24 protein-coding genes and 1 tRNA gene are annotated in these 24,557 nt (G+C 62.1%); 14 read left to right on the top strand and 11 right to left on the bottom strand.

Going from position 1 to position 24,557, the window contains the following annotated elements; genetic code table 11:
* Positions 1-9 precede the first annotated feature (9 nt).
* On the bottom strand, positions 10-1,059 hold the full coding sequence (gene hemE, locus ACP15N_RS06160; protein WP_425091342.1) for a uroporphyrinogen decarboxylase: 1,050 nt from the start codon (positions 1,057-1,059) through the stop codon (positions 10-12).
* Positions 1,060-1,163: 104 nt separating this feature from the next.
* Here hemE and hemC point away from each other — a divergent pair, with 104 nt between their 5' ends.
* Positions 1,164-2,120, top strand: a complete 957-nt coding sequence (gene hemC, locus ACP15N_RS06155) for a hydroxymethylbilane synthase (protein ID WP_425091341.1) — start codon at positions 1,164-1,166, stop codon at positions 2,118-2,120.
* 132 nt (positions 2,121-2,252) lie between these two features.
* On the top strand, positions 2,253-2,657 hold the full coding sequence (locus ACP15N_RS06150) for a hypothetical protein (protein ID WP_425091340.1): 405 nt from the start codon (positions 2,253-2,255) through the stop codon (positions 2,655-2,657).
* Here ACP15N_RS06150 and ACP15N_RS06145 read toward each other — a convergent pair.
* From ACP15N_RS06145 to urtA, 8 genes are all read right to left on the bottom strand, one after another.
* A complete protein-coding gene (locus ACP15N_RS06145; protein ID WP_425091339.1) occupies positions 2,615-3,625 on the bottom strand; it encodes a threonine ammonia-lyase in 1,011 nt (336 codons plus the stop codon). The two genes, ACP15N_RS06150 and ACP15N_RS06145, sit on opposite strands and share 43 nt — an antisense overlap.
* Positions 3,622-4,440, bottom strand: coding sequence for an alpha/beta fold hydrolase (locus ACP15N_RS06140; RefSeq protein ID WP_425091338.1), 819 nt, complete (start codon positions 4,438-4,440; stop codon positions 3,622-3,624). The genes ACP15N_RS06145 and ACP15N_RS06140 overlap by 4 nt, the downstream gene beginning before the upstream one ends.
* Positions 4,440-5,132 (bottom strand): haloacid dehalogenase type II, encoded by a 693-nt coding sequence (locus ACP15N_RS06135; RefSeq protein WP_425091337.1) that lies wholly within the window; start codon positions 5,130-5,132, stop codon positions 4,440-4,442. The genes ACP15N_RS06140 and ACP15N_RS06135 overlap by 1 nt, the downstream gene beginning before the upstream one ends.
* Positions 5,133-5,209: 77 nt before the next feature.
* On the bottom strand, positions 5,210-5,905 hold the full coding sequence (gene urtE, locus ACP15N_RS06130; protein ID WP_425091336.1) for an urea ABC transporter ATP-binding subunit UrtE: 696 nt from the start codon (positions 5,903-5,905) through the stop codon (positions 5,210-5,212).
* Position 5,906: 1 nt separating this feature from the next.
* Complete coding sequence (urtD, locus tag ACP15N_RS06125; protein WP_425091335.1) at positions 5,907-6,644, bottom strand: urea ABC transporter ATP-binding protein UrtD; 738 nt, start codon at positions 6,642-6,644, stop codon at positions 5,907-5,909.
* Positions 6,641-7,741, bottom strand: a complete 1,101-nt coding sequence (gene urtC, locus ACP15N_RS06120; RefSeq protein WP_425091334.1) for an urea ABC transporter permease subunit UrtC — start codon at positions 7,739-7,741, stop codon at positions 6,641-6,643. The genes urtD and urtC overlap by 4 nt, the downstream gene beginning before the upstream one ends.
* Position 7,742: 1 nt before the next feature.
* Complete coding sequence (gene urtB / locus ACP15N_RS06115; protein WP_425091333.1) at positions 7,743-9,347, bottom strand: urea ABC transporter permease subunit UrtB; 1,605 nt, start codon at positions 9,345-9,347, stop codon at positions 7,743-7,745.
* A gap of 100 nt (positions 9,348-9,447) precedes the next feature.
* Positions 9,448-10,731, bottom strand: a complete 1,284-nt coding sequence (gene urtA / locus ACP15N_RS06110) for an urea ABC transporter substrate-binding protein (RefSeq protein WP_425091332.1) — start codon at positions 10,729-10,731, stop codon at positions 9,448-9,450.
* 456 nt (positions 10,732-11,187) lie between these two features.
* On the opposite strand from urtA, the gene ACP15N_RS06105 reads away from it, so the two are divergent.
* A tRNA-Met gene (locus tag ACP15N_RS06105) sits at positions 11,188-11,264 on the top strand.
* Between the two features lie 66 nt (positions 11,265-11,330).
* Complete coding sequence (rpoN, locus tag ACP15N_RS06100) at positions 11,331-12,602, top strand: RNA polymerase factor sigma-54 (RefSeq protein WP_425091331.1); 1,272 nt, start codon at positions 11,331-11,333, stop codon at positions 12,600-12,602.
* Here rpoN and gloB read toward each other — a convergent pair.
* Entirely contained in the window at positions 12,599-13,369 is a 771-nt protein-coding gene (gloB, locus tag ACP15N_RS06095; protein ID WP_425091330.1) for a hydroxyacylglutathione hydrolase, read from the bottom strand. The genes rpoN and gloB overlap by 4 nt on opposite strands.
* A gap of 226 nt (positions 13,370-13,595) precedes the next feature.
* Here gloB and ACP15N_RS06090 point away from each other — a divergent pair, with 226 nt between their 5' ends.
* The 10 genes from ACP15N_RS06090 to ACP15N_RS06045 all read left to right on the top strand — a co-directional run bounded on the left by ACP15N_RS06090 (position 13,596) and on the right by ACP15N_RS06045 (position 23,523).
* Positions 13,596-14,168: a VPLPA-CTERM sorting domain-containing protein gene (locus ACP15N_RS06090; protein ID WP_425091329.1), complete on the top strand. Its 573-nt coding sequence runs from the start codon at positions 13,596-13,598 to the stop codon at positions 14,166-14,168.
* A gap of 165 nt (positions 14,169-14,333) precedes the next feature.
* A complete protein-coding gene (locus ACP15N_RS06085; protein WP_425091328.1) occupies positions 14,334-15,278 on the top strand; it encodes a Bug family tripartite tricarboxylate transporter substrate binding protein in 945 nt (314 codons plus the stop codon).
* Between the two features lie 72 nt (positions 15,279-15,350).
* Complete coding sequence (locus ACP15N_RS06080) at positions 15,351-15,791, top strand: tripartite tricarboxylate transporter TctB family protein (protein WP_425091327.1); 441 nt, start codon at positions 15,351-15,353, stop codon at positions 15,789-15,791.
* A 5-nt stretch (positions 15,792-15,796) separates the two neighbouring features.
* Positions 15,797-17,293 carry a tripartite tricarboxylate transporter permease gene (locus ACP15N_RS06075; protein WP_425091326.1) on the top strand — a complete coding sequence of 499 codons (1,497 nt, stop codon included), beginning with the start codon at positions 15,797-15,799 and terminating at the stop codon, positions 17,291-17,293.
* A gap of 3 nt (positions 17,294-17,296) precedes the next feature.
* A complete protein-coding gene (locus tag ACP15N_RS06070; RefSeq protein WP_425091325.1) occupies positions 17,297-18,472 on the top strand; it encodes an L-rhamnonate dehydratase in 1,176 nt (391 codons plus the stop codon).
* Positions 18,469-19,380: a dihydrodipicolinate synthase family protein gene (locus tag ACP15N_RS06065; protein ID WP_425091324.1), complete on the top strand. Its 912-nt coding sequence runs from the start codon at positions 18,469-18,471 to the stop codon at positions 19,378-19,380. Before ACP15N_RS06070 ends, ACP15N_RS06065 begins: the two co-directional genes overlap by 4 nt.
* A 1-nt stretch (position 19,381) precedes the next feature.
* Positions 19,382-20,092, top strand: coding sequence for a GntR family transcriptional regulator (locus tag ACP15N_RS06060; RefSeq protein WP_425091323.1), 711 nt, complete (start codon positions 19,382-19,384; stop codon positions 20,090-20,092).
* Positions 20,092-21,096 (top strand): 4-hydroxythreonine-4-phosphate dehydrogenase PdxA, encoded by a 1,005-nt coding sequence (locus ACP15N_RS06055; protein WP_425091322.1) that lies wholly within the window; start codon positions 20,092-20,094, stop codon positions 21,094-21,096. Before ACP15N_RS06060 ends, ACP15N_RS06055 begins: the two co-directional genes overlap by 1 nt.
* Positions 21,093-21,962 carry an NAD(P)-dependent oxidoreductase gene (locus ACP15N_RS06050; RefSeq protein WP_425091321.1) on the top strand — a complete coding sequence of 290 codons (870 nt, stop codon included), beginning with the start codon at positions 21,093-21,095 and terminating at the stop codon, positions 21,960-21,962. The genes ACP15N_RS06055 and ACP15N_RS06050 overlap by 4 nt, the downstream gene beginning before the upstream one ends.
* A gap of 55 nt (positions 21,963-22,017) precedes the next feature.
* The gene (locus tag ACP15N_RS06045; protein WP_425091320.1) at positions 22,018-23,523 is read left to right on the top strand and encodes an aldehyde dehydrogenase (NADP(+)); all 1,506 of its coding nucleotides are present in this window, start codon (positions 22,018-22,020) and stop codon (positions 23,521-23,523) included.
* 15 nt (positions 23,524-23,538) lie between these two features.
* On the opposite strand, the gene ACP15N_RS06040 is transcribed toward ACP15N_RS06045, so the two are convergent.
* The gene (locus ACP15N_RS06040) at positions 23,539-24,552 is read right to left on the bottom strand and encodes a cytochrome d ubiquinol oxidase subunit II (protein ID WP_425091319.1); all 1,014 of its coding nucleotides are present in this window, start codon (positions 24,550-24,552) and stop codon (positions 23,539-23,541) included.
* Positions 24,553-24,557: the final 5 nt, after the last annotated feature.

Raw genomic sequence — 24,557 nt, 5'->3', positions numbered from 1 at the left:
ATTAACGGATCAGCTTTCGGCGTAGGCCCCTTCGCGCACCGTGTCGATCATGAGTTGCACGTTCGCGGGGTCTGCATCGGGAGTGATGCCGTGGCCGAGATTGAAGATGTGCGGCCCGGCCGAGAACGCATCGACAATGCGCCGTGTGTCGTCGATGAGCGCCTGGCCTCCGGTGACCATGTGCCGCGAGGCGAGATTTCCCTGTACGCAGCCGTCGACCTGCACATTCATTGCGGCCCATTCCGGCGTCACCGAATTGTCGAGTGCGACACAGTCTGCGCCGGTTTTCTTGGCAAACCCGATATAGCCGTCGCCCGCTTCACGCGGGAAAGCGATGATCGGAATGCCGGGGTGGCGCGCCTTGAGTTCCGAGATGATGCGTTTGGCGGGCGCCAGCGCGTATTTCTGGAACGCCTCCCCCTTCAAAGATCCTGCCCAGCTGTCGAACAGCTTCACCGTTTCGGCCCCCGCGTCGATCTGCATCGACAAGTAGGTGATGGTGGCGTCGGTCAACCGCTCCATCAGCGCATCGAAAACCTCCGGGTTTTCAGCCATCAGGGAATGCGCAGGGCCCTGATCCGGCGTTCCGCGACCGGCGATCATGTACGTCGCCACGGTCCACGGTGCCCCTGCGAAACCGATCAGCGCCGTTTCGCGCGGCAGTTCGCGGGACAGGATGCGCACGGTTTCGTAGACCGGGGCCAGATGATCGTGGATCGCATCTGCCGGGACCAGCTTGTTGAAATCATCCATCGATGTGATCGTGCTCAGCCGGGGCCCTTCGCCGGCCACAAACCAAAGATCCGCACCAAGCGCCTGCGGCACCAGCAGGATGTCGGCAAACAGGATGGCCGCGTCGAACCCGTAGCGGCGGATGGGTTGCAGGGTCACTTCCGCCGCCAGATCTGAATTGTAACACAGCGAAAGGAAATCCCCGGCCTCCGCCCGTGTGGCGCGGTATTCGGGCAAATACCGCCCCGCTTGCCGCATCATCCAGATGGGTGGGACCTTTTGCACCTCTCCATCGAGGGCGCGGAGAAGTTTTTTCCTGTCAGTCATGGCCGGTCTTTCTTAGTGTCTGGACTCTAGGTTCCGCCCGTGCTGTCAAAGTGTCAAGGCAGATTTACTTGTCAACGTAAGTTGACACATATAGAGATACGACCATGAATACCATACTTCCCACGCCCGTTTCACCGCTCAAAATTGGCACACGTGGTTCGCCTCTGGCACTTGCACAGGCCTATGAGACGCGTGCGCGGCTGATGGCGGCGTTCGACCTGCCCGAGGACGCGTTTGAAATCGTGGTGATCAAGACCACCGGTGACCGCGTTCTGGACCGACCGCTGAAAGAGATCGGTGGCAAGGGTCTGTTCACCCGCGAGATCGAAGACGACATGCTGGCCGGCAAGATCGACATTGCCGTGCACTCGATGAAGGACATGCCCGTGGAACAGCCCGAGGGGTTGTTGCTGGACACGTATCTGCCACGCGAGGATGTGCGTGACGCGTTCGTCACTCTGGATGGCGGCACGTTGGCCGACTTACCGGAGGGGTCCGTGGTCGGGTCCTCGTCCTTGCGGCGGCGCGCGCAACTGGCCCACAGGCGCCCTGATCTGAACCTGGTGGAGTTTCGCGGCAATGTGCAGACGCGGATGAAGAAGCTCGGCGACGGCGTCGCGGCGGCAACCTTTCTTGCGATGGCGGGCCTGAACCGGCTCAAGATGGATGAGGTGCCGCGCACCGCGATTGAGGCTGACGACATGCTGCCCGCCGTTGCCCAAGGTTGCATCGGGATCGAGCGGCGGGCGGATGATAGCCGCGCCGCGGAGATGCTGGAGGCGATACACGACACCGCATCCGGCCACAGACTGGCCTGCGAGCGGGCGTATCTGGCGGCGCTGGATGGCTCTTGCGAGACGCCGATTGCGGGGCTTGCCGAGCTGGAGGGTGGCACGATTCGCCTGCGTGGGGAGATCCTGCGCCCCGATGGATCCGAAGTTCTGACCGACGCAGAAAGCGCGCCGATCGAAGATGCCGCGAAAATGGGCACTGAGGTCGCCGCGAGGTTGAGATCGCGCGCGCCGAAGGACTTCTTTTCGTGGCTGGACGTGCCAGCCTGACACGAGGTGAGACATTTCCGCCGCGCTCATGCGGCGGATTGCTGCGCTGCGGCACCGCGTCTCTTTCGGCTCCGGATCAGCTTTTGCACACTCGATCGCAGCTGGACCTTCCATGGCCACAGAGGCGCGCGAATGACTTTTATTGAAGACATCGAATCCCCGGATCACCCTGCACAGCCCGAAGCGGTGCTTGCCCTGATCCGCCAACGTGTTGATGCCGCGCAAACGGCAGCTCGGTTGGATCTGTTCAAGGCCTGCGCAGTTTTGTCGATGCGGGAGCATCCGTCGGCCCACGATTTCGCCGACGCCGTGGCCCGCACGCTGGAACAGGCCCTTGGTCAAACCCCCGATTGGCGCGAGCCAGGTGCCACGGAGCTGAGCTTTGACGAACGCTGGTTGCTGCGGCTGGTCGAACGGTCGCTGGAATGTGACACAGCGAGTGTGGCGTTCCTGATTTCCAGCCGGGTCCAGAGGGGCAAGCGGGCCTCCTTGGCTTATCTGGTCAACGGCCTTGCAGAACGGCTCGAAGCAGCCTGACCGGTCGCAAGCGCCTGCGCAAAAACCTCCGGGGTCACGTTGCCACCGGAGGCGGTGACGATCAGCGTATCCGCGTCTGACTGGTCCGGCTGAAACAGAGCCGCCGCAAGAGCCACGGCGCCGCCGGGTTCCAGCACGATGCGCAGTCTTTGGAATGCGAGTGCCATGGCGCGAAGGCAGTCTTCTTCGGTGACAACCAGACCCGGCCCGCACAAGCGGTGAAGGATGGGAAAGGTCAGGTCGCCGGGTTGAGGGGTGATGATCGCGTCACAGATCGAGCCGGAAGTCCGCGCGTTTCGCTCGATCCGCCCGGACCGCAGGGACCGGGCCACGTCGTCGAAGCCTTCGGGTTCTACGGGGCGAACACGAAAGCTAGGCGCGCGCGCCTCCAGCGCCAGCGCGATGCCGGATGTCAGGCCACCGCCGCCGCAACATACCAGCACCTCGCCGGACGTGACGCCTGAACGCGCGGCTTGTTCGGCGAGCTCCAGTCCGACACTTGCCTGACCGGCGATCACCTGCGGATCATCAAACGGCTTTACAAGCGTCAGTCCCCGTGTCTGAGCAAGTTCCGTTCCGATAGCGTCCCGGTCCTGAGTTGCGCGATCGTAAAGCACGACCTCTGCCCCAAGCGCACGCGTTGTCTCGATTTTTACATCCGGTGCATCCGCTGGCATCACAATCACCGCAGGAGCGCCAAAAGCCCGGGCGGCCATGGCAACACCCTGGGCGTGATTGCCGGACGAATACGCAATCACCCCGGATTTGAGAGCAGGCTGGGGCAGGGCTGACAGAGCGGACCAAGCGCCACGGAATTTGAAGGACCCGGTGTGTTGCAGGCATTCCGCCTTGACCAGCACCTGCCGGCCCGCGATGGCGTCGAGAAAGGGCGATGACAGCAACGGCGTGCAGCGGGCATGCCCGGAAAGGCGGGCTGCGGCAGCGTCGATCAGTGCGATGTCGGTCAAAGCGCGGCAATCCACCGCTTCAGGACATCCACCGCCTCGGGCTCATCGAGATAGGGGATATGCGCCCGGTCCGGCACCTCGGCCCAGATGAGGTCGGGACGGCGCGCGCGCATCTCGGCCAGTGTTTCAGCGCTCAGCAGGTCGGAGTTCGCCCCCCGGATCACGGCAGTGGGAAGGCCCGTCAGAGCATCGAAGAACTGCCAAAGGTCTGCGCCCGGGATCGCGCCTGCCTCGATCACGGCGTCGCGCAATTTCGGGTCATAGGTGATCTGCAAGCCGCGCGGCGTCTCGGTGTAGTGTTTCTGGACCTCTTCAAGCCAACGGCTTTCAGGCACGTTCGCGAAACCGGACATCAGTGATGGCATGTCTGCGGCCATATCCGCGTGGGTCTTGTAAACCGGGTTGCGACCGATATAGCCCATGATGACCTCCAGCCCGTCCGGATGCAAAACCGGCCCGATGTCGTTCAGACACACCCCGAGTAGGCGGTCCCGTGCCGCCAATGCCAGCCCCATGGCAATCAGCCCGCCGCGCGAAGTGCCAAGGATTGCCGCTTGCGCCAACCCGAGGTGATCGAGAAGTTGCAGCGCGTCCGTGCCCTCCTGCATGAGGGTGTAGCTCTTGTAGTCGGCCCAGTCCGATTGCCCGCGTCCGCGGTAGTCCATGCGGATGACGCGGCAGCCAGCCAGTGCGGGCATGGCATAGTCGAAGTCACGGGTTGTACGTGTGAGGCCGGACAGGCACAGAACCGGTGTCCCGGTACCTTCGTCGGCGTAGAAGAGCCGCGCACCGTCCGGGGCTGTGATGTGGGGCATCAGGGGGCCTCCGCAAAGTTGGGGATACCCGTCAGGTCGGACAGGATCTTGTCAGGCACCGCGGGCAGGCGGTCGACCGGCTCGCCCATGCGGTTGACCCACGCGGTTCGGAACCCGTACGCCGAAGCCGCCGCCGCGTCCCATCCGTTCGATGAGACGAACAACACCTGCTCGGGCGTGCAACCGAAGCGCGCGCCGACGAGATCGTAGACGATCCGGGCCGGTTTGAAGATCGAGACCGATTCAACACTCAGCACATCGTCCAGATGCGCGCCGATTCCCGCGCTTTGCACGGCACCGTTCAACATGTCCGGTGAGCCGTTCGACAGAATGGCCGTGTTCATCGCCATTGCTTTCAAAGCGCCGAGCATTCTCGGCACTTCCGGGTAGGCGGAGAGTTCCCAGTACAGTTGCAAGAGCCGTGCGCGCAGATCCGGATCATCGCCAAGCTCCGATGCCTCCAGAGCCCAGTCGAGGCCGTCTTGCGTCACTTTCCAGAAATCGCAGTGTTCGCCCATCACCGCGCGTAACCATGTGTATTGCAACTGCTTGAGCCGCCAGTCGCGCGCGATGTCCGGCCATTTTGCGGCAAACGCTTCGCGCCCGGGTTCAGACGCAGCCTCACGGGCTGCAGCGCTGACATCGAACAGCGTGCCATAGGCGTCGAATATGCAGGTTGTGATCATGGTCATGGGGCAGTCTTTCGCAGCGTGCCCGTAGTGTTCCGCGCGCAGGCGCTGCGTTCAAGGGCGAAAGCGCCTCCGATGTCCTAGACCGTCAGCATGCCGCGCAACTCATCGTCGTTCATCTCGGCCTTGGTGCCCGATTTTATGATCTGGCCCCGGTCCATGACGGCGAAGCTGTCACACAGGTCTCGCGCGAAATCGAAGTACTGCTCCACCAGCAGGATGGCCATGTCGCCCCGGTTGCGCAGGTAGGTAATCGCCCGCCCGATATCCTGGATGATGGAGGGTTGGATGCCCTCGGTCGGCTCATCCAGCACCAGCAGCCGCGGCCGCATCACCATCGCGCGGCCAATCGCAAGTTGCTGCTGCTGCCCGCCCGACAAGTCTCCGCCGCGCCGGTGCAACATGTCCTTGAGGACCGGAAACAATTCGAAAACATCATCCGGCACGTGACGCATCGCGCGGGGAAGGGCGGCAAAGCCGGTCTCCAGGTTCTCCTGCACGGTCAGCAGGGGGAACACCTCGCGTCCCTGCGGGACGGAGGCAATTCCGGCGCGAGCACGGACATCCGCACGCATTTTCGCAAGGTCCTGATCCTCCCACAGCATTTGCCCGCCGGAAATCGGCTGACGCCCGGTGATGGCGCGCAGCAGGGTCGTTTTGCCCACACCGTTGCGGCCGAGGACGGTCGTCACGCGGCCCGGTTCTGCGGTGATGGACACGCCGCGCAACGCTTGGGCGGCGCCGTAATGGAGGTCGATATTTCGGATGTCCAGCATGTCAGCGACCCAGATAAACTTCGATAACCTCGGGGTTGGCCGAGACGTGATCCAGTGAGCCTTCGGCCAGAACGTGACCTTGGTGCAGCACCGTCACCCGGCAATCGAGCGCGCGGACGAAGTCCATGTCGTGCTCCACGACGATCACGGTGTGCTGGCCTGCGATGTCGCGCAAAAGATCAGCGGTGCGCATCGTTTCCGCATCGGTCATGCCGGCGGCCGGTTCATCGACCAGCAGCAATTCGGGGTCTTGTGCCAGCAGCATTCCGATCTCCAACCATTGCTTCTGGCCGTGGCTCAGATCCGCGGCGAGGCGCTTGCGATCCGCGGTCAGCTTCACAAGATCCAGCAGCTCGGTGATCTTTGCCTCTTCGGCCCCGGTGCGGCGATTGATCAGCGTGGCCCAGACCGAGCGGTCGGCCTTGAGGCTCAGCGCGATATTGTCTTCGACCGAATGGGTTTCGAACACGGTGGGTTTCTGGAACTTGCGCCCGATACCAAGGCGCGCCGAGCCCGCCTCGTCGGTCTTGGTCAGGTCTTCGGTCTGGTTCCACAGCACCTCGCCCTCGTCCGGGCGGGTCTTGCCCGTGATGATATCCATCATCGTGGTCTTGCCCGCACCGTTCGGTCCGATGATCGCGCGCAACTCGCCCTTCTCGACCGTCAGACTGAGGTCATTGATCGCCTTGAAACCGTCGAAGCTGCGCGAGACCCCGTTCAGGGAGATCTGGATGCTCATGCCTCTAGCTCCTGTTGTTTGGGCGCGGGCTTGGCGCGTTTGGCGATGACGTCTTCAATCACGCCGAGAACGCCTTTCGGCATGAAGATCGTCACGAAGACAAACAGCGCCCCGAGAACGAAGATCCACAGCTCAGGGAACCAGCCCGTAAGCAGCGTTTGCGCGGTTCCGACAATGATTGCGCCAATGGCCGCGCCCACGAGGGTGCCGCGCCCGCCAAGGGCCACCCAGATGACAATTCCGATCGAGTTTGCGGGGCTGAACTCGCCCGGGTTGATGATGCCCACCTGCGGAGTGTAGAGCGCGCCAGCGACCCCGGCCATCATCGCGGAGACGACCCAGACAAAGAGTTTGTATCCTTCAACACGGTAGCCGAGGAACCGGGTGCGGTCCTCGCTGTCGCGGATGCAGACGAGGATCTTGCCCAGTTTTGAGATGGTGATCGCGCGCGCGATCAGCAACCCGGCTGCGAGCGCGAGGGCAGAGAGAACAAACAGACCGGCGCGCGTGCTGTCAGATTGCAGATCAAAGCCCAGCACGTCCTTGAAATCCGTAAGGCCATTGTTCCCGCCAAAGCCCATTTCGTTGCGGAAAAATGCAAGCATCAGGGCGTAGGTCATCGCTTGCGTGATGATGGACAGGTACACGCCCGTCACGCGCGACCGAAACGCGAACCAGCCGAACACGAAAGCCAGCGCGCCCGGAACCAGCAGGACCATGAGGCAGGCAAACCAGAACTGGTCAAACCCGTACCAGAACCAGGGCAACTCCTGATAATTCAGAAACACCATGAAATCCGGGAGGTCGGGGTTGGCATAGACGCCGCGATCCCCGATCTCGCGCATCAGGTGCATGCCCATCGCGTAGCCGCCAAGGGCGAAAAATGCGCCATGGCCGAGCGACAGGATGCCGGTGTAGCCCCAGACAAGGTCCAATGCGACGGCCAGCAGGGCGTAGCACAGGTATTTGCCCAGAAGGCTGACGATGTAGGAGGGGACAGGTTTGCCCTCCATCCACAGGTTTCCGGCGGGAACCGCGACGGTGAGGATGAAAAGCCCCACGAGGAAGATACCCATACGGCGGTCGATCAGGCCCATGTCAGTTCTCCACCGCGCGACCCTTCACCGCGAAGAGGCCGCGGGGCCGCTTCTGGATGAAGAGGATGATGAACACGAGCACGAGGATCTTGGCGAGAACGGCGCCCGCATAGGGTTCGAGGAACTTGTTGGCGATCCCGAGCGTGAAGGCACCTGCCAGCGTGCCCCAGAGGTTCCCTGCGCCGCCGAAAACCACGACCATGAAACTGTCCACGATGTAGCTTTGCCCAAGGTTGGGGGACACGTTATCGATTTGGCTTAGCGCAACGCCAGCCAGCCCGGCGATCCCTGCGCCGAGGCCGAATGTCATGGCGTCGACCCAGCCTGTGCGGATGCCCATATTCGCGGCCATCGCGCGGTTCTGGGTCACGGCCCGCATGCGTAGTCCGGCGGAGGTTTTCTTCATCACGAACAACAGGATTGCGAACACCGCGAGGGAAAACAGCAGGATCCAGAGGCGATTGTAGGTGATCGTCATCTGCCCCACCTCGAACGCGCCGGACATCCAGCTCGGGTTGCCCACCTCTCGATTGTTGGGGCCGAAGATCGAGCGCACGGTCTGTTGCAGGATCAGGCTGATACCCCACGTGGCCAAGAGGGTTTCCAGCGGACGGCCATAGAGAAACCGCACGCAGCCGCGCTCGATCGCGATGCCCACCAGACCCGCGATCAGGAAGGCGAGCGGGGCGGCAATCAGAAGCGACCAGTCAAAGAGACCGGGGAAGGAGGCGCGAATGATCTCCTGCACGAAGAAGGTGGTGTATGCGCCGATCATCACGAGTTCGCCGTGCGCCATGTTGATCACGCCCATCACTCCGAATGTGATGGCCAGCCCGATGGCGGCGAGCAGCAGCACCGAACCGAGCGACAGGCCGAACCAGACGTTCTGCGCCATGTTCCAGAGGCGCTGGTTTGCCTCGATCGCCTCGACAGCTTCGGCGGCGGCTGTGGCGAGAACGGGATTGGTGGCTTGAAGAAGCGGTGTCAGGACCGACAGTGCGTCCTGATTGCCCATCTCGCGCAGGGTGGCGATTGCTGTGACCTGGTCTGCCTCGGGGGCGTCATCGGCTTCCAATACCGTGGCGGCGATCGCATAGTCCAATGCCTCGGCGACATCATCGACGCTTTCGTCGGTTCGCGCGGCGCGTAAAAGGTCAAGCTGCCCCGGATCAGGTGCCGAGAACGCGGCTTCGGCGGCGGCAAGGCGCAGGGTGGGGTCTGGAGAACGCAGGGTCAGCGTGCCAATCGCGGCACGGATGTCGCGCCGCAGCCCGTTGTTGACGCGGATTTTCGTAGAGCCGCGTCGCGGCACAATTCCGTATTCTTCGGCTGTCAACGCGTCGAACGCGACGTCCTCGGAGCCGACTTCGCGGATCTCGACAACCTTTTCGTTGGACTTCAGAACGTGCAGGTTTCCTTCCAGCAACAGTTCCAGAACTCCAACGGCGCGCGGCTCACCCGTTGCGGCAAGTTGGGCCACAACGGCAGCGCGCTCGGGAAACTTGCCCTCTGGCAGCTGGGCGACCAAGTCCTCGAAGCTCTGGGCAGAGGAGAGCGTCGCAAAGCAGCACAGGAGTGCTGCGAGGCACAATCGGATCAGGGTCATTATTGTCTCGGATGCTTGTCGTTGGATGCGGCCCCGCGTCAGGGGCCGCACCGTATGCGGAACAGGCGCGGCCAGGTGGCCACGCCGAAGGAAGGCTGGCTCAGGAGCCGCCGCCGCAGGTTTCCGTGACGGTGTTGTAGTTCCCGCAATTGATCGGCGGCGTCCAGTCAGCCATCAAAGGTGCCGATTCAGGAAGGTGGTCCGACCATGCGTCGCCTGGGACCAGATCTTCGGTCTCCCACACGACATCAAACTGACCGTCATCCTGAATCTCGCCCACCAGAACCGGCTTGGTGATGTGGTGGTTCGGCAGCATGGTGGAAATGCCCCCGGTCAGGTTCGGCACGGTCACGCCAATGATGCTATCGATGACCGCGTCGGCGTCTGTCGTGCCTGCCTTCTCGACTGCTTCGACCCACATGTTGAAACCGATGTAGTGGGCTTCCATCGGGTCGTTGGTCACACGCTCTTCCGAGCCGATGAACGCCTGCCATGTCTCGATGAACGCGTCGTTCTCAGGCGTGTCGACAGACATGAAGTAGTTCCATGCCGCGAGGTGACCGACCAGCGGGCCGGTGTCCAGACCTGCAAGCTCTTCTTCACCCACGGAGAATGCGACAACAGGAATATCCTCGGCGGAGATGCCCTGGTTGCCGAGTTCCTTGTAGAAAGGCACGTTGGCATCACCGTTGATGGTGGACACAACGGCGGTTTTCTTGCCTGCCGAGCCGAAGGTGGCGATGTCGGACACGATGGTCTGCCAATCGGAGTGCCCGAACGGCGTATAGTTGATCATGATGTCTTCGGGCGCGACGCCCTTGGATTGCAGGTATGCTTCCAGGATCTTGTTTGTCGTGCGCGGGTAGACGTAGTCGGTGCCGGCCAGAACCCAGCGCTCGACCTCTTCGTTTTCCATCAGGTAATCGACCGCTGGGATCGCCTGCTGGTTCGGAGCTGCACCGGTGTAGAACACGTTGCGCTGGCTTTCCTCACCTTCGTACTGCACCGGGTAAAAGAGCAGCGAGTTCAGTTCTTCGAACACGGGCAGAACGGATTTGCGCGACACGGAGGTCCAGCAACCGAACACCACGTCCACGCCTTCGCCTTCGATCAGTTCACGAGCTTTTTCCGCGAAAAGCGGCCAGTCGGAGGCCGGGTCAACCACGACCGCCTCGAGCATCTGGCCGTTGATGCCGCCCTTTTTGTTCTGCTCTTCGATCAGCATCAGCATCACGTCTTTGAGGGTCGTCTCGGAGATCGCCATGGTCCCGGAGAGAGAGTGCAGGATGCCGACCTTGATGGTGTCTTCCTGCGACAGGGCGGTTGTGGACATCAATGCCGATGCGACGCCGGCAAGGATGAAGGATTTCCCGAAGTTTTTCATGAATTTGCTTCCCAAATCATGGGCCGCGAACGGGAGCCGGACGCTGGCCAGGTTTGAAACCTTGTCCTGCGGCCCTTATGTGCCCGTCACGGCGTTATGTTGCGTCGGTGCGGCGGCAGAGAACTGCCAGGTACAATGTCGTCGCACGCGTTTCCTCTTTTGCCGGTCTGCAGCTGCCCCCCGGCGTGACGGACTGTCGGGCAGCAGGGCGCGAGACAAAAACGGGAATCGTCCCGAGGGTTTCGGAACACCAAGTCAAGTCGGTCAATTTTCGCCCATATGATTAAAAATCATGCGGTATGCTGCAAAATACACCATGCAAGAAAGCGGCTGCTCCGGAACAGCCTGATCTGAAGGCTACCATCTCGGGGTATTGCCTATGCATTTCGCCCCGCGAATATGCGCCAAACCCCCCTTGACGCGCTCGGGTGGGTGGCATACCCAGCGCCGCACCATGGCGTGGTAGCTCAGCTGGTTAGAGCGCACGACTCATAATCGTGAGGTCGAGAGTTCAAGTCTCTCCCACGCCACCACCCAGCCCGAAATAGGACCTGAACAGTGGTTGCGCCCCGGTGGCGGGTCCATGCTAGTCTGTGTGCATGGAGTTGACCCAGACCCTGCGTCAGACCACCCGTCTGGCCATGACCCTGCAAATGCAGCACTCGCTTCAGCTGTTGCAGATGTCGACACCCGAACTCATCCTGTTTCTTGAGAACGCGAGCGCCAAGAACCCCGCGCTGCGGGTGACGCTGCCCCGACCGCTGCCGCGCGAGACCAGCCCCCGCCCGGAGTTCGGAGGCACGTGGGATGCGACAGCCGGGTTGGAGGCGCACGGTCCGGGATTGTATGCGTATGTTTCCAATCGGATCGAGACCGATTTCGCGGCGCCGCGCGACAAACAGATCGCCTATGCCTTTCTGGATGCGCTTGAGCCGTCCGGCTGGTTGGGAAGCTCTGTCGATACTGTTGCGCTATGCTGTGACGTGCCTGTTGCTGCGGCCCGGGCCGTGCTGCGCAAGCTTCAGCAGCTTGAGCCCACAGGCCTGTTTGCCTGTTCGCTCGCGGAGTGCCTGCTTTTGCAAGCCGAAGAGAGCGGGGTATTGACCTGGGAGCTTGAGACGCTGATCGCCAACCTGCCTTTGCTGGCAGAGGGCAGAACGACCGAGCTGGCCGAGCTGTGCGATTGCGCGGAGGAGGATATCCCCGAGATCACAGCGGTACTGCGCGGCTTCGATCCCAAGCCCGGATTGCAGTTCGCCAATGACCTGCCACCCGTTTTTCCCCCTGACCTTGTGGCATCGCGAACCGACGAGGGGTGGTCGGTCGACCTCACGCGGTCAACCTTGCCGACCCTGCAGGTCGTCGAGGCATCCACGCAGGATGAAGACGCCAAGACGGCGCGCGCCGAAGCCCTCGCGCTGGTTGCTGCTGTCGAAAAACGTCAGGCGACACTTCTGCGTGTGGGGGCGGCCCTTGTGCGGCACCAATCGGCCTATCTTGATAGCGGGCCTGGCCATTTGCGCGCCCTGACGCTGGACATGATCGCCGGGGAGCTTGACTTGCATGTCTCTACCGTCAGTCGGGTATGTGCGGGCTGCCTGATCGCCGGGCCGCGCGGGGCGCTGCCACTCAAAGCGCTGTTCAGTCGGCCTGTTGACGCGCTGCTTGGAACAGCGGGCCCCAGTCAGGATGCCCTTGCGGCGGCGATTACACGACTTGTCGAGGGCGAGAACCGGGCGCGCCCCTTGAGCGACGGCGCGCTGGAAAAGGCGCTCGCTGCGGACGGTTTTCGGGTCGCGCGCCGAACAGTTGCCAAGTACCGGCAAGCGCTTGGGATCCCTGCGGTGTCGAAACGCCGACGCCGCGCCTAGGCGGCATCCTTGCGACGCCGGATTTCGGTGAACACGTCCGCGTCGCTGGCATCCTCCATCCCGAGATGTGCCCGTATCGACGGATCGTCGGCCCGCAGGAACGGGTTGGTTGCCAGCTCGTCGGCGAGGGTTGAGGGCACGGTAGGTTTGCCCGCTGCGCGCAGCGCCTTCACGGTCGCGGCACGTTCGCGCAATTCGGTATTGTTGGGATCGACCGTCAGCGCGAAATCCGCATTGGCCTCTGTGTATTCATGACTGCAATACACGCTCGTTTCCGCAGGCAGCGCGGCAAGTTTCTGCATGCTGGCATGCATCATCGGTCCGTCGCCTTCGAAAAGCCGCCCACAGCCCATGACAAAGAGCGTGTCTCCGGTGAAAACCAGCTTCTCCGACGGCAGGTAGAAGTTGATCATGTCCGTGGTATGGCCCGGGGTGTGCAGCACCTGTACCTCGTGCCCGGCAAAATCGAACCGGTCGCCATCGTCGTGCCGCAGGTCAAGCCCGGCAATCGGTTGGGACTCGGGCGCGGGTCCGCGAACGGTGCACTGCGTGGCCGCTTTCACCTCCTCCAGCCCGTCGGTGTGATCATGGTGATGGTGCGTGATCCAAATCTCGGTCAGGGGCCATCCGGTTTTGTCCAGCGCCGCCATCAGTGCCGCGGCATCCCCCGCATCGACCGATGCCGTTTGCATCGCCACCGGATCGTGTAGCAAAACGCCGTAATTGGCACCTGGGCCGTAGGGGTATTGATAGATCTCCAAGGTCATCGGATCGCTCCCTTCATCTCCTGCGGGTCAGACAAGCGCAGAGCCCGCCGCAAGGCAATGCAAAATCGGAAGCGGTGGTACGGCGATCGGGACGCCTGCTTGGCGCAAGATGACGGAGCCTTTGCGAAAATGCCGACAATTTGCCTTTATTTAGGTTCAAACCGCCGCGTTTTCGGCGGGTTTTGACGGTACTTCGGCACCCATCAAGGTTTTGGAGTGTTTCTTGATGTTGAATCTGCGTTTTGCCTTGGCGACCCTCGGGGTGGCTGTGGCATTGGCCACACCAACCACCGCATCCACGGTTGTCTTCGGGGTCGTCCACGAAGGCGGGATAGCCCCTGCCGCGTCCGCGCCCAGCCCGGATATTACGCTGGGTGATTTCAACGCCACCGCAGGTGATCCGTTGTTGACCGTTGTGGGTGACGTCTCGATCTGGGGGGGTGTCGCGCACAGCAAGAAAAGCAAGTACACCGATGCTTGGGCGATGGATTTTGGCACCGACGTCTATAATGGCACCTTCAATTGGCAAAACACCCGCAAGAACCCGTTCGACGGCATTCTGAAGGTTGGTGCCGCTACCTTTGATCTGGGCGACAGCGGTTCGATCAAGTTGTCCGGATTGACCGGCGTGATCCAGTTCGAAGTCGATCCGAGGGCTGGTATCTACAAGCCGAGCCCTCGCGAAGTTGCCACGTGGGACTTGCAGCTTTCACAAGTGCCCTTGCCGGCTGGCGGCTGGCTCATGCTGTCCGGTCTTGCGGGGCTGGGAGCCCTGAGGCGGCTCAAACCGCGCAATTGACCCGTTAACTCGTTTTCGACCCGCAAAACCCCCAGTCCTCTGGGGGTTTTTTCATGTTGCGAACCTGTGAAACGGGCCCCCTCAATATTTGGTATTCCAAAATACCAAATGCCATGTTAAGCGAGTCGCCGAGCGCGGTTGGCGCTGACTGCAAGGGAGGACCTTATGAAGAAATTACTGGCTTTGGTGGCTGCAATTGCGGTTATCGGCGGTGAATCCGTCGCACAAGAATTCCCGTCCAAAACGATCGAAGTGATCACCCATGCCGGCAACGGCGGCGGAACGGACGTGACCACGCGCATGATGATGATCCGTGCGCGCCGGGAACTGGGCACCGACATGGTGGTGGTCAACAAGCGCGGCGGCGGTGGGGCCTCTGCCATGGATTACTACCTGACCCAGGCGGCGGATGGACACAGCATCCTGACCTTCACCATCGGGCATTCGGCGACCGTTGCGCTGGGTAAGACCGAAATGACGCTGGACGATGTGCGTCCGATCGCGCGCGGCACGGACGATCCGCAAATCCTGATGACCCGATGCGGTGTCTACGACTCCGCCGAGGCGTTCGTGGCAGCGCAAAAAGAAGACCCGCTGACTTACGGCACCACACACCTTGGTGGCATCGATGACGTGTCGGCCTTCATGTTCGCGCGCAGGGGGGAGCTGGCAACGCCGCGGATCGTTCCGTTCGAAGGAGGTGGCGAACTGGCGACGCAACTTGTTGCCGGTGCGGTCGACGTGGCAGTTCTGAACCTCGCAGAGGCCGGATCCCAGATCGAAGCCGGTGATATCTGCCCGATCGTCGTTCTGGCGCCCGAGCGCATGAGCGGTCTGCCGGATGTCGCCACCGCGCAGGAGCTTGGCATAGACGCCAACTTCTCGACCGTGCGCGGTTTTGTCGTGCATGCCGATACGCCGGACGAGGTTGCTGCCAAGATCGAAGAGGCGCTGCTGAACGCGATGAATCACACCGTGTATCAGGGCTTTCTGACATCGGTCGGGCTGGACTCGACATCCGTCGCGGGCTCCGAGGTCTGGGGCAACCAGTTGACCTCCATGCAGGCGGACATGGATGCCGCTCTGCGTGAGTTGGGTTTCATCCAGTAAGCCCTTGCCAGACAGCTGGCCCGCGGGCACACGCGGGCCGGTTCTCGAAAGCCTTTCACAAGGACATCTGAAATGACGCGTTACGCGGTTCCATGTGGGACAATTGCCTTTTGCCTGGTTGCCTACTGGCTCAGCACGCAATTCGACCGTGTCCCACCGATTCTGCTGCGTGGGATGCAGCCATCGGACTTTCCGCAAATGATCCTGTTGCTGATCATTGCGCTATCGATCCTTGTGATGATCTTCGACAAACCCATCGAGCACGATCCCATCGGCATCAATGTCTGGACCAGCCTGGGCCTGTTTGTCGTGTTTGCTTTGGTGGCGCAGATTGACCTGTTTCTTGGGCTCGGCGTGTTCGCCGGGGCGCTCGCGTGGTCATGGGGGGAACGGCGACCCTGGGGGATCGGGCTTGTTGCTGTCGTCAGTCCCGCTCTGATCTTTTTCCTGTTTGATATTGTGTTTCGCATCCGCTTTCCCCGCGGCCTGCTGACCAACCTCTGGTACGGGTAGCGCGCATGGAACCGCTGTTTGCAGGCCTCGCCGCGCTTCTTGAACCGCAACTGCTGATCTTGTTGTTCGCGGCGACTCTGGGGGGCGTCATCATCGGGGCACTTCCCGGGTTGAACGCAACCACCGGCGCGGCCTTGCTGCTGCCGTTCACCATCACGATGGACCCGATTCCGGCCATCGCGATCCTCACCACGATCTACTGCGCGGCGACGTTTGCAGGCGCGATCACGGCAATCCTGATCAACACGCCGGGTACGTCCGCGAGTGCCACGACCTGCCTCGACGGGTTCCCGCTGGCCCAGAGGGGAGAGGCGGGCAGGGCGCTTGGCATGGCGACCGTGTCTTCGACCATTGGCGGTATCATTTCCGTTGTCTGCCTGATGCTGGCCGCACCGCTCATGGCGCGCATGGCGTATAACTTTGCCCCGCCCGAGTATTTCGCGCTGACGGTATTCGGCATTTCGATGCTGGCAACGATTGGCGACGGTACACCGCTGAAAAACATCATCGCGGGCGCGCTGGGGGTTTTTCTGGCGACTGTGGGCAAGGATCTTCTGACGACCGTGGAGCGGTTCACTTTCGGGTTCAACGAGTTGTCCGAAGGCATCGGTTTCGTGCCGGTCATGATCGGAATTTTCGGTATCTCGGAACTTCTGGTGCAGGCCGAGCGGCTCAACGTCGAGCGGAAACAGGTTTTCATGAAGGCCATCAAGCTCCCCTCGCGGGAGGATTACCGCAAGGTGTGGCGGACGATTTTGCGCAGCTCGGGCATCGGGACGTTCATCGGCATCCTGCCCGCCGAAGGCGCCACTGTCGCTTCGATGATCGGCTACAACGAGGCGCGGCGCTGGTCGAAAACCCCAGAAGAGTTCGGCAAGGGCGCGATCGAGGGCATTGCCGGGTCAGAGGCCGCGAACAACTCCGCAACCGGCGGGGCGATGGTACCGACCCTCGCGCTGGGAATACCGGGCAGTCCCACCGCAGCGGTGATCCTTGCCGGGTTGATGGTTCACGGACTTCAACCGGGTCCGACCATGTTCACCGAGCAGGCGGAGTTCGCTTACGCGATCTTCTGGGCGATGCTGCTGGTAAATGTCATGTTCATCTTCGTGGGCCTCTTTGGTGCGAAGATTTTTGCCCGCGTGACCTTCGTGCCCGTGCAGATCCTCTGGCCCATCGTGTTTACGTTTTCCATTGTGGGGGCCTACGCGCTCGACCAGTCGATGCTGGATGTCTTTATCGCAATCGGCTCCGGTGTGATCGGCTACTTCATGCGGCGGTTCGGGTACTCCGTGGTGCCGCTGGCCATCGGGCTGATCCTGGGCGGTATGCTGGAGAAGCGCCTGGGCCAGTCCCTCATCATGCTCGATGATCAGTGGTGGTTGATGTTTACGCGCCCCCTTACACTTTTGTTCTTTGTTCTCACCATCCTGGCATTGTTCGGACCGTATTTCTGGCGTCTGTTCAAGCAGCGTGATCCACTGGTTTCCACCGGAGAGTAAGTTATGACCAAGATCAAATCCGTCCGCACGCGCGTCTGGAACTGGACCGGGCCCACGGTGCCGCCGCAAGGCAACTTCTGCACCAATGCGTCGGACGCGCTGTGGATCAAGGGGGATGCCATGGCGTCTTTCCGGTTTCATCAGTGGCTGACCTGCGAGGTGGAAACCGAGGATGGGACCATTGGCATCGGCAACGCGGCCCTTGCACCGACTGTGGTCAAGCAGGCGATCGACGATTGGTATGCGCCGCTGGTGATCGGTGAGGACCCGTTCGACTATGCCTACCTGTGGGAGAAGATGTACCGGCGCACGCATGCCTGGGGGCGCAAGGGCGTAGGCATGACCGCCATTTCCGCGATTGATATCGCGATCTGGGACTTGATGGGCAAGCTCGTCGGCAAGCCGGTCTTCAAACTGCTGGGCGGTCGCACGAAAGAGAAGATTCCGGTCTATTATTCGAAGCTCTACGCCGACAGCATCCCAGCGATGCAGGCGGAGGCTGAAGCGGCACAGAAGCACGGCTATCAGGGCTACAAGACCCGGTTCGGGTTCGGGCCCAAGGACGGGCCTGCCGGTATGCGCGAGAACCTCAACCGGGTAGAGGCGCTGCGCGAGGTTCTGGGCTACGACGTGGACCTGATGCTCGAGTGTTACATGGGCTGGAACCTCGACTACACCAAGCGGATGCTGCCCAAGCTGGAGAGGTTCGAACCGCGCTGGCTCGAAGAACCGGTCATCGCCGACGACGTGGCGGGCTATGCGGAACTGAACGCGATGGGCAGTGTGCCGATCTCGGGCGGCGAGCATGAGTTCAGCATCATGGGCTGCGCCGAACTCATCAACCGCAAGGCCGTCAGCGTGCTGCAATACGACACCAACCGCGTGGGTGGCATCACGGCGGCGCAGAAGATCAACGCCATTGCCGAGGCCGCGCAGATCATCGTCATCCCGCACGCGGGCCAGATGCACAATTATCACCTGACCATGGCCAACATTAACTGCCCGATCAGCGAGTATTTCCCGGTCTTTGATGTCGAAGTGGGCAATGAGCTGTTCTACTACATCTTCGAAGGCGACCCAGAAGCGCAGGATGGCTTTCTGCAACTGGATGACGACAAGCCCGGTCTCGGCATCTCGATCACGGACACGCATTTCAAACACTTCGAGATCACGGAATGAGCAAGTACACTGGAATTTGGCCCGTCGCCCCGACCCCGTTCAACGAGGATGGGACTGTCGATCTTGAAGGCATGAAACGCGTTCTGGATTGCCTGATCGATCAGGGCGCTGATGGCATCTGTGTTCTTGCCAATTTCTCGGAACAGTTCCTGATCTCGGATGCGGAGCGCGAGGTGCTCGCGCGGCTCAGTGTTGAGCATGTCGCCGGGCGGGTGCCGGTGATCGTCACGATCAGCCACTATGCGACCCAGATCGCCGTTGAACGCGCGCGGTTTGCCAAGGATCTGGGCGCAGATATTGTCATGATGATGCCGCCCTATCATGGAGCGTTGCTCAAAGGGACGCCCGAGCAGAGTTTTGAACAGTTTGCTGCGGTGGGCGAGGTTGGCATTCCGATCATGGTGCAGGACGCGCCGCTGTCAGGTGTGGACCTGCCAGTGCCGCTGCTGGTTCGGATGGCGCAGGAAATCGAGGCCGTGAAACTCTTCAAGATCGAGTGTCCGCGCGCGGCGAACAAGATCCGTTCCCTGATCGAAGCGGGGGGCTCCGCGATCGAAGCGCCCTTTGACGGAGAGGAGGCGATCACGCTGCTGGCGGATCTGGATGCAGGGGCGACGGGCTCCATGACCAGCGGCATGATCGTGGATCAGATCAAGCCCGTGATCACCAAGCACAATGCGGGCGATGTCGCGGGCGCGACCGAGGCCTATGGCCGGGTGGCCATGGCGATCAATCACGAGAACCGTCAATGCGGCTGGCAGTCCTGCAAGGCCGCGATGGTCGAGGGCGGGGTGATCAAGTCGGAGTTTTGCCGCCACCCGATCCCGCCCCTGCACCCGGCGATCCGATCCCGCCTGATTGACCTGTTGCGGCCTCTCGATCCCTTGGTTTTGCGGTGGGGCATGTAACATGAGCGACGCAACCTGGACCAACGAACTGCGCGATTTCGCCGAGATCAAGCCGCGAAAATCGCTCGCCGCGGAGGCGGCTGAAAGCCTCCGGGAATTCATCATGCTGGGCAAGTTGGCGCCGGGTATGCCGGTGCGTGAGCGCGACCTTGCGGAGGCGTTCGGGATCAGCCGCACGCCGCTGAAAGAGGCCCTTCGCATCCTCGAGGGAGAGGGCCTGATCAATTACGGGCCGACCCGTCGTCCTTTCGTCGCTGACCCCTCGCTGGACGAGATCAACGACTGGTTGCGGGTGCAGGGCGCGTTGGAGGCGCTGGCAGGGGAACTGGCATGCGATATGGCAAGCGATCGGCAACTGGCCGAGATTGAAAGCATAAACGCGTCCATAAAGGACGCACGGGATGCGGATGGCAAGTTGGAGGCGTTCCGCCGGGACATGTCTTTTCACGAAGCCATTGTCGCGGCATCCGGCAACGCGGCACTCGCCGAAACCCATGCGGCTTACAATGCGCGGCTGTGGCGGGTTCGGTTCCTGTCATCGCAGCGCCACGAGGGCCGCGATACCACGCGACAGGAACACCTGAAAATCATCGAAGCGCTCAAGGCCCGGGACGCCAAGGCCGCCCGCCGCGCGTTGAAGCAGCACCTGCGGACGGCGGAAACCAATATTGCCGCCACCATGACCGAACGCGCAGCACAGGAGGACACGTAATGCGCCCGAGGCTAGCGATTGTGCCCGGCGACCCGTCGGGAATTGGTCCGGAGCTGATCGCCAGACTTCTGGCTGAGGACGGGGTGCGCGATGCGGCTGACATTCTGTTGGTCGGCGACGCGCATCTCTGGCAGCGGGGGGCTGCGCAAGCCGAGTTGGAGGTGCCGCTCAACCCCATCGCCGAGATCGACGTGCCGACATTCGAAGGCGTGGCACACCTTGATCTTGAGACGATTGACCCAGCCGACGTCCGGGTTGCCGAAGTGACAGTTGCGGGGGGAACAACATCGTTGCGCTGCCTCGACAAGGCGCTCGATCTGGCGCAGGCGGGCCAGGTCGATGGCGTGCTCTTTGCTCCGTTCAACAAGGCGGCGATGACCTCGGCGGGGCTGAACGCCGAAGACGAGCATCGCTACATGGCGCGCTATCTCGGGTTCACCGGTTACCATTCGGAAATAAACGTTCTGGATGATCTGATGACCACGCGCGTGACCAGCCATATCGGTCTGAAGGACGTGGCCAGCCACATCGACGGCCCTGGAATTGCGAGCGCGATCGAGCTTGCCCATGACACGCTGGCGCGTTCGGGGCGCGCCCGGCCGCATGTCGCGGTCGCAGCGCTGAACCCGCATGCCGGGGACAACGGAAAGTTCGGGCGCGAGGAAATCGACATCATCGAACCCGTGGTCAGGGCGTGTCAGGAACGCCAGATGAATGTGACAGGCCCCTGGCCTTCGGACACCGTCTTTCTCAAGGCCAAGCGTGGCGAAGTGGATGCGGTGGTCACGATGTACCACGACCAGGGCCAGATCGCGATCAAGCTGATGGGGTTCGAACGGGGCGTGACCGTTGCGGGGGGGCTGCCGATCCCGGTGGCCACACCCGCGCATGGCACGGCGTTTGATATCGCCGGAAAGGGCATCGCCAACGTAGGGGCGACGCGACAGGCCTTCGATCTGCTGGTGCGCATGGCCCGCACCGCCAGGACCGAGGCAGCGGCATGACAAGCCGGTCGATAGGGATCATAGGCGCCGGTCTGCTGGGCGCTGGCATGGCCAGGCGCATGCTTTTGGCGGGGCACCGGGTGAGCCTGCTCGTGCACAAGAACAGGGCGCCGATCGAGCCACTGTTGGCAGACGGGGCCGAAGAAGCCGCAGATGCCGTTGCCCTCGCGCGCGCCAGCGATGTCGTGCTCACCTGTGTGCCGAACGCAGAGGTTGTGGAAGCTTTGGCGGAGGAGCTGCTTCCGCATCTGCGCGAGGGACAGATCTGGATCGACACCACCACGTCGCGCCCCGAAACCTCTGAACGGATCGCAACGCGCGTTGCCGCACAAGGCGCGGTTTTTGCGGACGCGCCGGTCACTGGGGGACCCGCACAGGCGCAAGAGGGGTCTTTGGCCTCGCTCGTTGGATGCGCCGAAGCCGACTATCCCGCCATTAAAGCGCTGGTCGGTGTCTACTCCAAGGCAGTTTGGCGGTTCGGCGACCCGGGGCGAGGTCACGCGGCAAAGCTGCTGAACAATCTGGTCACGCAGGGCACAATGATCCTGCTGGCCGATGCGTTTCAATGCGCAGCAAGGATGGGGGTGGATGCCCACGCGCTCTACGATGCGATGATGGCCGGTGCCGCGCGGTCCGGCACGCTTCAGAAAGCGGTCGGTCCGGCGCTGGAGGGCGATTTCAGCGGGGCGCAATTTTCCATTGCAAATGCGGAAAAGGATCTGCGCTACGCGCGAGATCTTCTGTCCGACACGCTGCCGTCGCGGGCGCTTGTCGCTTCCGCGCTCGCAGACCGACTAGGCGGGCTAGTGTCCGAAGGGCAGGGTGCAAAATTCGTCAGCTCGATGCTTGACCCCGAAGCATCCTGAGACCGGCCCAGCACCGACGGCTGTAAAGATCAAATTCAATACACGGATATGCAAGATGAGCTTCAAACCCCACGGGAAACACCTGATCGCCGGCACATGGGTCCTAAGCGAACAGAAATTCACGTCCGACCCGGCGCATGGTCCGGCGCATGACTATTGCGTGGGCACGCCCGAGCTTGTCGATCAGGCATGCCGCGCAGCGGAGGACGCATTCGGGTCCTTCGGGTACAGTTCCCGCGTCGACCGCGCGGCATTTCTGAATGCCATCGCGGATGAGATCGAGGCGCGTGCCGAGGCGATTACAGAGATCGGGACCCAGGAAAGCGGCCTGCCCGAAGCGCGACTTCAGGGTGAACGCGGGCGCACATCCGGACAGTTGCGGCTTTTTGCGGAGCATATCCTGAAGGGGGACTACCTTGATCGCCGACACGATCCGGCCTTGCCCGACAGAGCCCCGCTTCCGCGTCCGGACCTGAAGATGATCCAGCGACCTATCGGACCGGTCGCGGTCTTTGGCGCGTCGAATTTTCCGCTCGCGTTTTCCACGGCGGGGGGCGACACTGCGGCCGCATTTGCGGCAGGGTGCCCCGCGGTGGTCAAAGGGCATTCGGCACATCCCGGAACAGGTGAAATCGTGGCAGAGGCTATTCATGCGGCGATTGAGAAAACCGGGATGCATCCGGGGGTCTTCAGCCTGATCCAGGGGGGCAAGCGCGACGTTGGCTCGGCGCTGGTGCAGAATCCGATGATCCGGGCAGTCGGGTTTACCGGATCTCTGGTCGGGGGACGCGCGCTTTTCGACTTGTGCGCGGCGCGCCCGGACCCCATCCCGTTCTTTGGTGAGCTGGGCTCGGTAAACCCGATGTTCCTGTTGCCGCACGCCATCGCCGCGCGCGGGGCAGAGATCGGCGCCGGATGGGCGGGGTCGTTGCTCATGGGGGCGGGCCAGTTCTGTACCAATCCGGGCATTGCCGTGGCCTTGCCCGGTGCCGACGGGTTCGTCAGCGCGGCGGAGGCGGCCCTGACCGAGGCCGCAGGCCAGACCATGCTGACCGACGGGATCGCAGATGCCTATCGTAGCGGGGTTGCCCGCGTGGCAGACGGGCGGGGGGTGGCCGAACTGCTTGGAACCGCGTGCACCGGGCGCAATGCGAAACCCTATCTGTATCGGGTTGCGGCACGCGACTGGCTGGCCGACACCGCCTTGCAGGAAGAGGTGTTCGGCCCGCTCGGCATCGTGGTCGACGCAAGAGACGCGGACGAAATGGCAGAGGTCGCCAGCGCGTTGCAAGGTCAACTGACCTGCACGCTCCACATGGATGCGGAGGATACCGATCAGGCACAAAACCTGATGCCCATCGTCGAACGCAAGGCCGGGCGCATTCTGGTCAACGGCTTCCCCACCGGGGTCGAGGTGTGCGACAGCATGGTGCATGGTGGGCCTTATCCTGCCTCCACCAATTTTGGCGCCACGTCCGTTGGAACCCTGTCCATCCGCCGGTTCCTGCGCCCGGTGTGTTACCAGAACATGCCCGACGCGCTCTTGCCGCGTGACGTCTAGGGCTGCGCGCGCCGTTTAGTAATAGGTCAGCTCGCGCGCCTTGCCGCGGAAGATCACGTAGCTGAGGATCGTGTAGCCGAGGATCGCGGGCAGCACGAAGACCGTGCCGAACAGGATGATCATCAGGCTTTCCGGCGCACTGGCGGCTTCGTAGATCGTCAGTTGATCCGGGACAACGTAGGGATAGAAGGAGTACGCAAGCCCGAAGAAGGCCAGAATGAACAGCACGATGGTCGCGGCAAACGGAACCCAGGCAAAGCTGTCATCCGCAGTCGGCAGGCGCTTGAGGCCGAAGAACAGCAACCCGATCAAAAGGCAGAACATCAGCGGAAGCGGGGCCAGCAGGACGATCTCCGGAAAGGAGTACCATTTCTCGAAGATCCGCGGGCTGACCAGCGGCGAGGCAAGCGATACGGCGCCCAGTCCAAGCACCAGCCCCCAGATGCCGCCCTTGGACCAGTCGACAGCCTTTTTCTGCAATGCGCCTTCGGTTTTCAGCACCAGCCACGTCGCGCCGATGAACGAATAGGCCACGGTCAGGAACACCGCTGTCAGCAGCGAGAACGCGACCGTCCACAGGGTCCATTGCAGACCCATGATGTAAAGGCCCAGCATGAACCCCTGGCTCAACGAGGTCATGAGCGAGCCGGTGAAAAATGCATTGTTCCAGAACGCCTTGTATTGCGGTGGCGCTTTCACGCGAAACTCGAACGCTACACCGCGCAGGATCAGGCCGATCAGCATGATGGCCACCGGCAGGTAAAGGGCGGTCAGGATAGCCCCGTGCGCGGAAGGAAACGCCACCAGCAGGATTCCGATCGCGAGCACGAGCCACGTTTCGTTTGCATCCCAGAACGGACCGATCGACGAGACCATCGTGTCGCGTTCCCGGTCATCGGCGAACGGAAACAGCACGCCAACGCCAAGGTCAAACCCGTCCAGCACCACATAGATGAGGATGGACAGGCCCATGAGCGCGGCGAAAACCAGCGGCAGCCATTGGGCGGGATCGGTAAAAATCTCGGTCATGCAGG

Origin of the sequence: Tropicimonas sp. S265A, assembly GCF_049800835.1 — a bacterium.
Classification (GTDB): Bacteria; Pseudomonadota; Alphaproteobacteria; order Rhodobacterales; family Rhodobacteraceae; genus Dinoroseobacter.
The sequence above is the reverse complement of the archived record's forward strand: the minus strand, read 5'-3'. Positions and strand labels throughout refer to the sequence as shown.